We start from the raw sequence: 13151 nt of genomic DNA on the forward strand, positions 1-13151 counted from the left end.
AAGGCGCTGGAAGCCCGGCGCCCATTTCAAGTTTCGGCAGAGATCACCCCCCGCGGAACTGCTCAGCAATGTCGATCCGGCCGAAGGAACCAAAGAGCTGTCGCAGGAAGCTGACCCCCTTGATGTTGCTGTCAGTCACGCGGCGCTCAAGTGTGACGACACGGCCATTCTCCAACCCGAAACGCTCTATGTTCTCGACCCGCCCCCGGCTGTCAAAACTGATGGCCAGAATCTGGCGGTCAATTTCTTTGGGCGCGTTATACAGGTAATGCTCGAACCGCGAGCGGACATAGTAATACCCGCTTTCTGACAAAAGACCCGCAGTTCCCGGTTTGCCGATCGCCTCGGCTACGGTTTCGCGTGTGTCTTTGCCCACAACCAAGGCATCCACGTCCTCTTGCACGGGCATATAGCCGTGATTGCGATAGGTCGCAGAACACGCGGTCAAGGTTACGCCAAGCACAACAATGGCAATCGCCTTGCCTGCGCGTTTCACCCGATCGGTCAGATAAGCCATATGCTCCCCTTGCGTTCTGCCCTTGCTTCTGGGTATCGGCTTATCGCAGGAATAGCTTTGGTTCAAGAAACGATACCGCTTGTGCTTGCCAGTGGTTAGGATTCCCACCATATCCGGTTTGCTACGACGATCAGGAGACATCAACATGAGCTCAGATACATCCCCAGACAACTCGGGCGCCCCCGTGTATCAGCACATTTTGCGGGTGGCGGATCTGTCGACAAAACTGGACACCACATTCGAGCTGATCCCGACCGAAGCTGAGTGCAAGGCCATTGCCGCGGATCTGGGCCTGCCCGGCCTTCGAAAGCTGCGTTTCAAGGGGACGCTGGCCGCGCGAGGCAAGACTGATTGGCAGCTTACAGCGCATCTGGGCGCGACCGTCGTGCAGGATTGCGTTGTCACGCTGAACCCCGTCACCACGCGTATAGAAGAACCAGTGCGCCGCCGCTGGGTGCGCGATCTGCCCGAGCTTGAAGCGGGGGACGAGATCGAAATGCCGGATGACGAGACGCTGGAACAATTGGGATCCGAGTTCGATTTGGGCACGGTGATGACCGAATCCCTTGCGCTGTCTTTGCCCCTCTTCCCGCGCGTCGATGGGGCCGAATTGGATCAGGCCAATTTCTCGGCCCCCGGAATCGCCCCGATGAGCGACGATGACGCCAAACCCTTTGCGGGTCTGTCCGCTTTGCGCGATCAAATGACGGGCAAAAGCGACTCGGAAAATAGCGACAAGTAACCGGCGCAGACGTTACACGACCGGGATTCACGTGAAAAACTTTGGTTTTCCGCGAAATCCGGCCAATCGGCACTTGCAAGACAGAAGAAACCCAGTATTTTCCCGGCTTCTTCCACAAGATGGGTTGGACAGCGCCCCGCAAACAGCGTATGAGGCGCCAGACTCAGACACGAGGATAAGCAGGCTTCGCCGAAGCCTAAAGAAATCACCGGGCCATGCGCCCCCAAAATCGAAGGTTGAGACCATGGCCGTCCAACAGAACAAAGTATCCAAGTCGCGCCGCAACAATCGCCGCGCACATGACGCTCTGGTTGCTGCGAACCCGAACGAATGCTCGAACTGCGGCGAGCTGAAGCGCCCTCACCACGTGTGCCCGTCCTGCGGCCACTATGACGACCGTGAAGTTGTTGCCATGGCCGACGAAATCGACCTGGATGACGAGGACGCGGCGTAAGGCACTTGCCCCGCGCGGGTGGGCATGTCAGAAAATCCCCGAGCATGGGATAAAGAATGACAATGAACGCCCCCAAACGCACAATCGTATCGGTCGACGCCATGGGCGGAGATCTTGGACCGGCAGCCGTCGTTGCCGGTCTTGCGCTGTCTGCAGATAAGAACCCAAATATCGGGTTCATTCTGCACGGCAACAAACCCGAACTCGAAAAACTCGTCGCGCGCACCAAAGGGTTGGATGAGGTTTGCGAGATTCGTCACGCCGACGAAGTCGTAACGATGGACGCAAAACCCAGCTATGTGATGCGCAATGGTCAGAACACCTCGATGTGGTCGACCATTGATGCCGTGCGCAATGGCGATGCCGATGTGGCCGTCAGCTGCGGCAATACCGGCGCGCTGATGCTGTTGTCCATGGTGCGCCTGCGTAAGTTGCCTGGCGTGAATCGCCCTGCGATTGCATGTCTGTGGCCCTCGCGCAATGCGGCGGGCTTTAACGTGATGCTGGATGTGGGCGCTGACATTCGCGCCGATGACACTGATCTTCTGCAATATGCCATGATGGGCGCGTCCTACGCCCGCAACGGGCTTGGTATGGCACGCCCGCGTGTCGGCCTTTTGAACGTCGGCACCGAAGAACACAAAGGCCGCCCCGAACTGAAAAGCGCACATGAGCTGATTGGCAACGTCGCTGACGATGCGAATATCGATTATGTGGGTTTTGTAGAAGGCGGGGACATCCCATCGGACCGCGTAGACGTCATCGTCACCGATGGCTTTACCGGGAACGTGGCGTTGAAAACCGCCGAGGGTACTGCAAGCCTTGTTTCGGGACTGCTGCGGGATGCATTCAATGCAACGATTCTGTCGAAGATCTCGGCCCTCTTGGCGCTGACCTCTCTGAAGCGTCTCAGCAAACGCGTGGATCCGCGTCGCAACAATGGCGGCGTGTTTCTTGGATTGAATGGCACCGTGGTGAAAAGTCATGGATCAGCCGATGCGACGGGCATGTCCGCTGCGGTAAAGCTGGCCTTCCGTCTGGCCGAAAGCGGCTTCAATGAGAAACTCGCAGCCCGGGTTGCGTCCGCAGGCGTGCAGAACCAAGATAATAAGAACAAGAAACCGGAAGGTAAGCAGCCAGAATGACACTTCGCGCCGTGGTCAAAGGCGTCGGGCACTATCTGCCCGAACGCGTGGTTCCAAACTCGTATTTCGAAGAGATTGTCGACACGTCCGATGAATGGATTCGCACACGCTCGGGTATTGAGCGCCGCCACTTTGCGGCAGAAGGCGAAACCACCTCGCAAATGGGCGCACATGCTGCCCGCGCGGCGCTCGCAGATGCAGGGCTTAAACCAGACGACATTGATGCCATTGTTGTGGCCACATCGACGCCGGATCTGACCTTTCCGTCCGTCGCCACGATGGTGCAGAATGAACTGGGCATGACGCGCGGATATGGCTTCGATGTCCAAGCGGTTTGCGCCGGGTTCGTTTTTGCCCTGACCAATGCAAACGCGTTGGTCGTTTCGGGGCAAGCCAAGCGTGTTTTGGTCATCGGCACTGAAACGTTTTCGCGCATTTTGGATATGACCGACCGCGCCACGTGCGTTTTGTTCGGAGACGGCGCAGGTGCGCTTGTGCTTGAGGCACAGGATGGCACCGGCACCAGCGATGATCGTGGCATCCTGTCTGCGGATCTGAACTCGGACGGCAGCATGCGCGAGATGCTTTATGTGGACGGCGGGGTGTCAACCACGCAAACCTCGGGCCATTTGCGAATGCAGGGCAATCCCCTGTTCCGTCAAGCCGTTGGAAAGCTGGCCCAAACCGCGGAAGCGGCCTTGACCAAAGCGGGTCTGACCGATGACGACGTGAACTGGATCGTGCCCCATCAAGCCAATATCCGCATCATTCAGGGCACTGCCAAGAAGCTTGGCGTCCCGATGGAGCGCGTGGTCGTGACCGTTCAGGACCATGGCAACACCTCGGCCGCGTCTATCCCTCTGGCAATGTCGGTTGCGCGAAGCGAAGGCAAGATCAAGGACGGTGATCTTCTGGTTGCTGAAGCCATCGGTGGCGGCTTGGCCTGGGGCGCTGTGGTTCTGCGCTGGTAACACCCGCCCCCAAATTCAGGAAATTCTTCCATGACTTGCATAAGCGGGCAACTGCTTTTGCAAGCCATTGATATTGACTCGGAATTTCAAACCTTCCATGCTCTGAAAACTATCTGAACATGCCCAGAGCCTGTATACGGATAAATGGGGCTAAAATATTTGTAGGGGGACAATATGAGTGAAAAGACTTTGACCCGCATGGACCTAAGCGAGTCCTTGTTTCATGAGGTCGGCCTGTCGCGCAATGAAAGCGCGCAGCTGGTGGAAAACGTGTTGAACCACATCTCGGACGCATTGGTTTCTGGCCAAAGCGTTAAGATCTCGTCATTCGGAACCTTTTCGGTGCGCGATAAAGCTGCCCGCGTGGGGCGCAACCCCAAAACAGGGGAAGAAGTGCCGATCCTTCCGCGCCGTGTTCTGACGTTCCGCCCATCGCATCTGATGAAAGATCGGGTTGCCGCCGGAAACAAGCGCTGATCCGCATCTGACCGCTCACCACTTTGCATTCCTAACGGGCAGACACCATCATGGACAAGAAGTCACCTGACGCCTTTCGCACCATCAGCGAGGTGGCCGATTGGCTGGGCGTGCCAACGCATGTGTTGCGGTTTTGGGAAAGCCGGTTCACGCAGGTGAAACCGGTCAAGCGCGCGGGCGGACGGCGGTATTATCGCCCAGCCGATATGGAGCTTTTGGGCGGCATTCGAAAGCTGTTGCACGAAGATGGCATGACTATTCGTGGCGTTCAAAAACTGCTGCGCGAACATGGTATCAAACATGTAGCTGCCATGTCGCCACCGCTGAACAGCGACGAGATGCGGGAAGAAGCCGAAACAAATGTTGTGCTTCTTACCTCGCAAGATGCCGAAGAGCAGGAAGAGGCGCCGCCCGCAGAGATTGCCACCGAGCATGAAACAGCGTTCAGAGACCAAATGGGTGTCAACAACCCTGGGCCGGAAACTCCAGACGAGTTCGTCGAACTCTCAGGCGAAGAAACAGCTGCTAACCCCGCCTCACAAGAGGAGCTCTCCCCCCCCGTGAGGCCAGAGGCCTCTGATGCCGCAGAAGAACCGGCAACCGAACCAGACCTGTTCTCGACCTCTTATGAGGCAGAGCTGGAAGTTACAGAAGAGACAACTCCGCAACACACGCTTGCGCTTTCTGCGTCTGATCCAGAACCATATGAACAGGAAGCAGATGTTATTTCCGATGCTCCAAAATCGGAGGCCCACGAACTCGTGGCCACACAGGGCACCAAGCAAACTGAACCTGAACCCACTTCAGAGGAAACGGCCGAGGATCTCACAGCCGCCGCCCCTGCCCCAATTGATGTTTCGCACGTCGCGCCAGACGCAGCGGATGACGCTATTTCCGTCGCTTCCAACGCCATGCCAAGCGTACAACTTCGGTCCTTCCGGGCAAGTGGCGGGACACTGTCTGAAGATGTATTACGCGACCTGGCTGACCGACTGGTTCAGTTGGCCTCACGGATGCCTGCCGCGCCGGCAGCCAATCAAGTGGACAATGGATAGGTGGAATGACGCGGTTAACGCCTTCGACAGACGCATTGGAAAGAAAGCGCATTCTCCGCGCTTTTCCCGCTTGCCCTACCCGCGAAAATCACTATGTAAGGGCCTCAGTCGGGCTATGGCGCAGCCTGGTAGCGCGTCCGTCTGGGGGACGGAAGGTCGCAGGTTCGAGTCCTGCTAGCCCGACCAAATCAAAAAACGCCCGCCCGGCATTCGGGCGGGTGTTTTTGTATGGATCAGGCCGCTATTCGGCCTGCGGCGAAGGAGGAACGCCATGAAATCCGGTGTGCTAGCCGATCACCAGATCCGGCAAATGATCACGGAAGGCGGTATCTCCGCGTCCTCGCCCATTCTGAACGAACAGATCCAACCTGCGTCACTTGACCTGCGTCTGGGTGAAAAAGCCTATCGCGTACGCGCGTCGTTCTTGCCCGGCAAGGATGCGACGGTGGCCGATCGATTGTCGGAACTGACCATGCACGAGTTGTCCCTGACCGGTGGCGCTGTGCTGGAAAAGGGCTGCGTCTATGTGATTCCGCTGATGGAGCGGCTAAACCTGCCCGGGGGCATGACCGCTGCCGCCAGCGCCAAAAGCTCGATCGGGCGGGTCGACCTGATGACCCGCGTGATTACCGATCAGGGGATCGAATTTGACCGCGTGCCCGAAGGCTATGACGGCCCGCTTTATGCCGAGATTTGCCCGCAGAGCTTTTCCGTCGTGGCGCAACCCGGCCAACTTCTGAACCAGATTATCTTCCGGCAAGGCAAAACCATCCTGTCCGATGACGAGCTGCGCGCCGTGCATACCCGCAATCCGATTGTGTCGGGCGATCCGGTGATCTCGGACGGATTGGGCTTTTCGGTCGACTTGCGCCCCGAAACAGGTGACCTGGTCGGCTATCGCGCAAAACGCCATTCCGGTGTCGTGGACCTGTCAAAACTGGCGTATTACGACCCTGCCGATTATTGGGAAGAGGTCCGCACGACCGAAGGCCGCATCATCCTTGACCCCGGCGCATTCTATATCCTTGTTAGCCGCGAAGCCATCGCCATCCCACCCGATTGCGCAGCAGAAATGGCCCCCTATCTGGCGATGGTCGGCGAGTTTCGCGTGCACTATGCAGGCTTCTTTGACCCCGGCTTTGGCTATGACGCGGCGGGAGGATCAGGTTCACGCGGTGTGCTTGAAGTGCGCTGCCACGAGGCCCCCTTTGTCTTGGAGCACGGTCAGGTCGTCGGTCGCCTTGTCTATGAAAAGATGAGCGAAATCCCCGAGGCGCTCTATGGTGTCGACATCAAGTCGAACTATCAGGGGCAAGGATTGAAATTGTCGAAACACTTCAGGTAGCCCGCTCAACCGGTTGCCCACTTCAAAGGCAGAGGCAGGTCAAATCCCGCATAATCAAACCGAAACACCCGGCGGCTGGACTGCGTCACCGCAGGTTTCGACGCATGCAGGGTCAGCATATTCATAATCAATACGTCGCCCCGGCGCGCATCGCCCGTGTCGATTGGAAACCCAGCAGTGGCAGCTTCGGCCTGCTCCGACGGGACCACTCCCAGCACGTGAGTGCCCACGGCCGTTTGCATCGCGCCGTTCCGTTCGTCGGTATCGTCCAGATGAACGCGCACAAATAACATCTGTTGCAGCAACTCGGCTGGCGGCTCGCAATGCACGATGCCAGCCTTCTCGGTCCAATTGGTGAATCCCGGCACATCATGTTTCTGGTCAACACAAATGACCCGATCCTGATGCCACGGAACACCCCAGTTTGCATGTTCGGATTTGTTGAAAGAAACAGCGCGAACGGGGCGCGCTTTAGGATCGACCTCGTTGATCAGCGCCTGTAAATGAGCATCGCCTGCAAGGACCCCGGCAAGCCCCAGGCCGTTAACGGACAAACGTTGCCCCGCACGAGCGTTCTGTTCGGCGACAGCATCAAATGGTGCAAGCTCTTCTTCTGACAAGGCGCCACGCAGCCACAGATGGCCGGTTTCCTTGAACTCGGATTTCCTGCTCGGGGGATTTGCAGTCACGCTGCCACCCACTATCTTCGGCGCAAAATCCGCATGGTTTGGCGTGTGCGTTTGGCTGTTTCTTTGGTGTTGCGCGCGGCCTTTCGCTCTTCCGGCGTCATATCTTCAGGCCGTTTCCCCCGACGGGACGCCGCATCAAGACCTGCATTCACGCCCTTGTTGATCAGGCGGCGCGTTACGATCCGAATAACCATGTTGATCAGCTGATTGGCATTCATATCTTCAATCCTCGAACAGTTCTGACTGGCCTTCCGGGCTTTCGTCGTCTTCGTCGCTGCTGGGTCCGGGCATCGCACCGGGTGGGGGCCGGCTTTCCAACAGACCGGCCGAGCGCAGCTCTTTCAGTCCCGGCAGATCGCGTGCGCTTTCAAGTCCGAAATGATCAAGGAACCCAGGCGTGACCACGAAGGTCACGGGACGGCCGGGCGTCATTCGACGGCGACCAAAGCGGATCCATTCCATTTCGATCAGTTGATCAATGGTGCCACGGCTGACAGAGACGCCGCGAATCTCTTCGATCTCGGCACGGGTAACGGGTTGATGATAGGCGATAATCGCCAAAGTCTCGATCGCGGCGCGGGACAGCTTTCGCTGCTCGACCGTTTCCTTCTGCATCAGATACCCAAGATCGGGAGCGGTGCGGATCGCCCATGCGTCGCCGACTTTCACGACAGTCACGCCGCGCCCTTCATAGCGTTTTCGCAGATGGACCAATGCCTCGGCAGCGTCGCATCCATGGGGCATGCGGTCTTCCAGCTCTTTCACGCTGACGGCCTCGGTCGAGGCAAAGAGGATGGCTTCGACCATCCGCTCTTGTTCGCCCATCGGGGGGGCTTCAAACAGGCTTTCCTCGCGGGCATCTGCACCCTGTTCGTCACGGGGCCCTTCACGAGGCGTGTCACTGATTACATCATCCGTCATTCGATTTCCTGCGGATTTGAATGGGCGAGAACGTATCGCCCTGTCTAAGTTCAAGTTCGCCCCGTTTGGCCATTTCCAGCGTTGCGGCGAAATTTGCAGCCATGGCCGAACGGCGCTTGGCGGGTTCAACCTGCCACCCTTCGGGCAGGTACGAGGTCAGTTCAGTCCAGTCGCCCGCATAGTTGATCAGCCCACGCATCCGTTCCAGTGCCTGCTCCATCGTCATCAGCGCGTCGCGGTCCATGACAAAGGGGCGGAATTCATCCTTGGTGCGGATGCGCGCATAGCCTTGCATCAGATCAAGCAGCGTCGCGGTATAGGTGACGCGGCGCACGCGGGTCACGTCCTCGGGTACGCCACGGGCAAAGAAGTCGCGCCCCAACTGGTCACGGGCCATCAGCTTGGCGGCGGCATCGCGCATGCCCTGCAAACGTTCCAGCTGGAAAGCAAGGTGTGCGGCCAGCTCTTCCCCCGATGGGCCTTCTTCGGTGGGATCGGGTGGCAGCAGCAAACGTGATTTCAGGAAAGCAAGCCACGCCGCCATCACAAGGTAATCCGCAGCCAGCTCGATCCGCAGGTGACGCGCACGTTCCACGAATGCAAGATATTGCACCGACAGATCCAGCACCGAGATCTTGCGCAGATCCACCTTTTGCGTCCGTGACAACGTCAAAAGAAGATCGAGCGGGCCTTCAAACCCCTCGACATCGACGATCAGCGCCTCGGCGGCCAACCGCTCGGACACGGACATCTTGTCTTCCTGAAACGCGTCAGTCTCGCTCATCACCTGCCTGTGCTGCTGTTTCACCAGTCATCAGGCTTTGAAATTCAGCGTCTAGGGCGTCAATGTCAATGGAAAGGGGCGGTTTGCGCCAGGAAAGCGCGGCATCGGCGCGTGAAAGCGCTTCGCCTAAAAGATCGCCGCAGGCCTCGGCGACCTCTTCCATCTGCTCCAGCACACCATTGCAGTGCAAAACAATGTCACACCCGGCGCGAAGTGCGGCACGGGATCGCACGGACAAAGCACCCGACAGCGCCTGCATCGAGATATCATCCGTCATTAACAGCCCACCAAAGCCGATCTTGCCCCGGATCAGGGCGATCATCTCGGGGCTTTGTGTGGCAGGGTGGTCAGGATCAATGTCGTCAAAAACGATATGTGCGGACATGCCAAGGGGCAGTCCAGCAAGCGGCTCGAACGCCATGAAGTCGGTCCAGCCCAACTCCTTGGCTTTGGTTTTGACGCGCGGAAGTTCCAGATGGCTGTCCAACGTTGACCGACCATGCCCCGGGATGTGTTTCACCACGGGCAGCACACCGCCATCCAACAGCCCCTGCGCCACGCTGGCGGCACGCTCGGCCACTTTGACCACGTCTTCGCCATAACAACGATTTCGCAAAATGGGATGCGTGTCGGCGCTGGTAATATCAGCCAAGGGTGCGCAATTCCCATCGATGCCAACCGCCAAAAGCTCGTCCGCGATCAGGCGATAGCGGATATACAAACTGCGGACCGATCCCTTGGGATTCAGCTTCACCTGATCCAGCGCAGGCAACCATTCGCGCCAGTGAGGGGCCCCCATCCGCGCCACACGCCCGCCTTCTTGGTCAATAAAGATTGGGACGTTTCGACCAACAGCACCGCGCAATTCGCTGGTCAGGGCGCGCAACTGCTGGGGCGTGTCCACGTTGCGCGCAAACAGAATAAATCCCCAAGGCTGCGCACGTTCGAAAAAATCCCGCTCGGCGCGCGAAAGCGCGGTGCCGTCGCAGCCCAGGATATATGCGCCAATGCGGGACATGATTTACCGCGTAGCGACCGGGATGCAGGCCGCTTTGGCCGCCATCAACACGGAACAGAAGCGACGCGAATCCGCCAGATCAGCAAAGCCCATCGCACGCAAACGATAGAACGTCTTGCCACCAGTCTGCGCCTTTTCGATCACGCGGGATTTGCCGCCCATATAGTCTTCGAAACGCGCGGCCAGAACACTCCATTGTTGGCGTGCGACCTCGGGGCTGTCATATGCCCCCAGCTGCACCAAACGGGTGCCTGAAGGCAAAGTAGACGGGTCGACATCCAAAGTGGGCGCTGAGGTGGAAGGCGCTGGGGTGGACAGTTTGGTATTCAACCCGGCGGGGCGGTGGGCTGGTCGAAGCGACGTGCTGACTCCGGGCAATGACGCCGGAACAATCTTGATACCTGCCGCATCAGCCGCAGCGGGAGCAGGGTCGACCGCAGGAGAAAGGGGCGTGGACGCGATGGAAGCAACCCGCTCGCCCGGTTGTTCGGCACCAGTCGCAGCCAAAGGCGCTACATCTGCCGCGATCTGCTCGGCGATGGACAGCGCCGCAGCAACGGGATCAAGTTCTCTACTCGGGTCCTGCACATAGGCTTGAATGGCTACAGCTGGCATTGTTTGATCTGTATCAGCACGAGCCACGTCAGCGACCAGGGCTTCGTCGCCGGTCAGTGACGCAGGCTCGGGCGCAAGGACCAGACGATCCGCCGGCGCCGATGCCTCACCTTCTGCTTGCACAGCGTTGACAGCTAGCCCCTGATGGTCGGCCGATTGTCCACCCGGATTATCTGGCTGCACACGCATCGGGCCTTCCAGCGCACGCACGACCGGAATGCCAGTTACATCGCGAACCGCCAATTTATAACCCCACACGGCAAGACCAACGATTAGGGTCAAAGACACAGCTGCGCCTGCATAGTTCAGAAACCCAGCAGCTCCGCGTCCACTCGGCGCGGTTGGCGTGGCATAGGCGTGGTGACCATGCTCATCCTGATATTCATATGAATGGGTCTGCATCGGCGCTGGTTGAGGTGCCGGGCCACCATGCGCGGGATGTACGTAAGCAGACCCGCTTGCAGGTGCCGCCACGGGACGATGCCCATAGTTTGGTTGATTTTGATACGCCGGATTCGGGGCGCCATGCCCCCAATTTGCTTCTGCCATCTTGCCTCACACCCGGATTTCAGGGGCTTGGCCTTATGGCTCTTTCCACACCCTGCGCCGGTCAAACTGCTCTACTCGTACTCGACCGGGGCGCATTTTGTCAGCGCATTTCCTCGGCCGGAGTTACGCCCAAAATACCCAATCCCGACGAAATGACAACGGCCACTGCACGCGGTAGGGCAATTTTTGCCGCCGATGAGTCATTCTTGCCATCCTGAAGGAAGCGCAGCTCGGGCTTGTCGTTGCCGCGGTTCCACAGCGCATGGAATTCCGAGGCCAGCTCGTACAGATAGAACGCGATCCGGTGCGGTTCGTGGGTCCGTGCGGCGATTTCGACCAAACGCGGCCATTCGGCCAGTTTCTTGGCGACCGCCAGCTCGGCTTCGTCTTGCAGATTTGGCGTGTCAGTCAGGGTCACGCCCTGCTCGTCCGCCTTCCTCAGAACCGAGCGCACACGCGCATGGGCGTATTGCACATAGAAGACCGGGTTGTCCTTGGATTGCTCCAGCACCTTATCGAAATCGAAATCCAGCGGCGCATCGTTCTTCCGTGTCAGCATCACGAAACGGGTTACGTCTGCCCCCACCTGCTCGACCACATCGCGCAAGGTCACAAAGGTCCCTGCCCGCTTGGACATCTTGAACGGTGCACCGTTTTTATAGAGCTTCACCAGCTGGGTCAGCTTGATATCCAGCGGCACCTTACCGTCGGAAAGCGCCGACACAGCCGCCTTCATCCGCTTCACATAGCCACCGTGATCAGCGCCAAACACGTCGATCAGCGCGTCAAAGCCGCGCTCGACCTTATCGAAGTGATACGCAATATCCGGTGCGAAATAGGTCCAGCTGCCGTCCGACTTTTTCACCGGGCGGTCGACATCATCCCCATGCTCGGTCGACTTGAACAGGGTCTGCTCGCGCGGCTCCCAATCCTCGGGCTTTTTGCCTTTGGGCGGCTCAAGCACGCCCTCATAGATCAGGCCTTTGCCCTCAAGCGTTGCGATCGCGCCTTCAATCCGGCCCGTGCCATACAGCGATTTTTCCGAATAGAAGACATCCATCTTCACACCCAACATGGCCAGATCTTCCCGGATCAGGTCCATCATGGCTTCGGTGGCGTATTCGCGGATCTCGACCAGCCAATCGGCTTCGGGTTTACCGACATAGGCGTCGCCCACCTTGGCCTTCAGCGCCTCGCCCAACGGGATCAAATAGTCGCCTGGATAGGTGCCGTCTTCAAATGCGACCTCTTGGCCATGTGCTTCGAGATACCGCAGGTAAACAGACCGTGCCAACACGTCGACCTGTGCGCCACCATCGTTGATATAGTATTCGCGGGTTACATCGTGACCGGCATAGTCCAACAGGCTGGCCAGCGCGTCGCCAAAGACAGCGCCCCGCGTGTGACCCACATGCAGGGGCCCCGTCGGGTTGGCCGAAACATATTCCACATTCACTTTCTGCCCGGCGCCCATGGTCGAACGACCATAGCTGGGATCGGCCAGAACGCCTTCAACAAGTCCGGTCCAGACAGATGCGTCCAACCGCAGGTTCAGAAAGCCCGGCCCGGCAACTTCAGCCACGTCAACGCGCGCGTCTTGGGCCAGCTTCGCGGCCAGCACATCCGCGATATCGCGGGGCTTCATCTTGGCAGGTTTCGCCAAAACCATGGCCGCATTCGTCGCCATATCCCCATGCGCAGCATCGCGCGGAGGTTCGACCGCCACATTGTCAAAGTTCAGCCCCTCGGGCAAAGCGCCTTCGCTGACCATCGTGGTCAGGGCATCAATCACAAGCGCGCGAATATCGGCAAACAGGTTCATCGGTCTGGTCCTTTTCTCTCAGGCGCACTCCTAAAGCGTTTCGACAC

Annotated in this window: 15 protein-coding genes and 1 tRNA gene; 8 read left to right on the forward strand and 8 right to left on the reverse strand. The window is 58.6% G+C overall.

What is annotated here, in order from left to right; genetic code table 11:
• Positions 1-43: 43 nt before the first annotated feature.
• A complete protein-coding gene (locus FIL88_RS08295) occupies positions 44-517 on the reverse strand; it encodes an outer membrane protein assembly factor BamE (protein WP_142853275.1) in 474 nt (157 codons plus the stop codon).
• A 145-nt stretch (positions 518-662) separates the two neighbouring features.
• Between FIL88_RS08295 and FIL88_RS08300 the strand changes: the two genes are divergently transcribed.
• The 8 genes from FIL88_RS08300 (at position 663) to FIL88_RS08335 (ending at position 6706) form a co-directional block, all read left to right on the forward strand.
• A complete protein-coding gene (locus FIL88_RS08300) occupies positions 663-1259 on the forward strand; it encodes a YceD family protein (RefSeq protein WP_142853276.1) in 597 nt (198 codons plus the stop codon).
• A 244-nt stretch (positions 1260-1503) separates the two neighbouring features.
• Positions 1504-1713 carry a 50S ribosomal protein L32 gene (gene rpmF / locus FIL88_RS08305; RefSeq protein ID WP_108856658.1) on the forward strand — a complete coding sequence of 70 codons (210 nt, stop codon included), beginning with the start codon at positions 1504-1506 and terminating at the stop codon, positions 1711-1713.
• A gap of 56 nt (positions 1714-1769) precedes the next feature.
• Entirely contained in the window at positions 1770-2858 is a 1089-nt protein-coding gene (gene plsX / locus FIL88_RS08310; RefSeq protein WP_142853277.1) for a phosphate acyltransferase PlsX, read from the forward strand.
• Positions 2855-3829, forward strand: a complete 975-nt coding sequence (locus FIL88_RS08315) for a beta-ketoacyl-ACP synthase III (protein WP_142853278.1) — start codon at positions 2855-2857, stop codon at positions 3827-3829. Before plsX ends, FIL88_RS08315 begins: the two co-directional genes overlap by 4 nt.
• A 174-nt stretch (positions 3830-4003) precedes the next feature.
• A complete protein-coding gene (gene ihfA / locus FIL88_RS08320) occupies positions 4004-4306 on the forward strand; it encodes an integration host factor subunit alpha (RefSeq protein ID WP_142853279.1) in 303 nt (100 codons plus the stop codon).
• A 50-nt stretch (positions 4307-4356) separates the two neighbouring features.
• Entirely contained in the window at positions 4357-5361 is a 1005-nt protein-coding gene (locus FIL88_RS16920; protein ID WP_246066650.1) for a MerR family transcriptional regulator, read from the forward strand.
• Positions 5362-5470: 109 nt separating this feature from the next.
• A tRNA-Pro gene (locus FIL88_RS08330) sits at positions 5471-5547 on the forward strand.
• 85 nt (positions 5548-5632) lie between these two features.
• Entirely contained in the window at positions 5633-6706 is a 1074-nt protein-coding gene (locus tag FIL88_RS08335) for a 2'-deoxycytidine 5'-triphosphate deaminase (RefSeq protein WP_142853280.1), read from the forward strand.
• A gap of 5 nt (positions 6707-6711) precedes the next feature.
• Here the strand turns inward: FIL88_RS08335 and FIL88_RS08340 are convergent, their stop codons facing one another.
• From FIL88_RS08340 to argS, 7 genes are all read right to left on the reverse strand, one after another.
• A complete protein-coding gene (locus tag FIL88_RS08340; RefSeq protein ID WP_185960883.1) occupies positions 6712-7395 on the reverse strand; it encodes a phytanoyl-CoA dioxygenase family protein in 684 nt (227 codons plus the stop codon).
• A gap of 11 nt (positions 7396-7406) precedes the next feature.
• Complete coding sequence (locus tag FIL88_RS08345; RefSeq protein ID WP_142853282.1) at positions 7407-7613, reverse strand: hypothetical protein; 207 nt, start codon at positions 7611-7613, stop codon at positions 7407-7409.
• Between the two features lie 4 nt (positions 7614-7617).
• Positions 7618-8316, reverse strand: a complete 699-nt coding sequence (scpB, locus tag FIL88_RS08350; RefSeq protein WP_142853283.1) for an SMC-Scp complex subunit ScpB — start codon at positions 8314-8316, stop codon at positions 7618-7620.
• Positions 8306-9100 (reverse strand): segregation and condensation protein A, encoded by a 795-nt coding sequence (locus FIL88_RS08355; protein ID WP_142853284.1) that lies wholly within the window; start codon positions 9098-9100, stop codon positions 8306-8308. Before FIL88_RS08355 ends, scpB begins: the two co-directional genes overlap by 11 nt.
• Entirely contained in the window at positions 9087-10118 is a 1032-nt protein-coding gene (locus tag FIL88_RS08360; RefSeq protein WP_142853285.1) for a glycoside hydrolase family 3 N-terminal domain-containing protein, read from the reverse strand. The genes FIL88_RS08355 and FIL88_RS08360 overlap by 14 nt, the downstream gene beginning before the upstream one ends.
• Before the next feature lie 3 nt (positions 10119-10121).
• Positions 10122-11135: an SPOR domain-containing protein gene (locus FIL88_RS08365; protein WP_185960884.1), complete on the reverse strand. Its 1014-nt coding sequence runs from the start codon at positions 11133-11135 to the stop codon at positions 10122-10124.
• A gap of 247 nt (positions 11136-11382) precedes the next feature.
• Complete coding sequence (gene argS / locus FIL88_RS08370) at positions 11383-13104, reverse strand: arginine--tRNA ligase (RefSeq protein WP_142853287.1); 1722 nt, start codon at positions 13102-13104, stop codon at positions 11383-11385.
• Between the last annotated feature and the right edge of the window lie 47 nt (positions 13105-13151).

The sequence above is a fragment of the Aliiroseovarius halocynthiae genome, from assembly GCF_007004645.1.
In the GTDB taxonomy this organism is placed as follows: domain Bacteria; phylum Pseudomonadota; class Alphaproteobacteria; order Rhodobacterales; family Rhodobacteraceae; genus Aliiroseovarius; species Aliiroseovarius halocynthiae.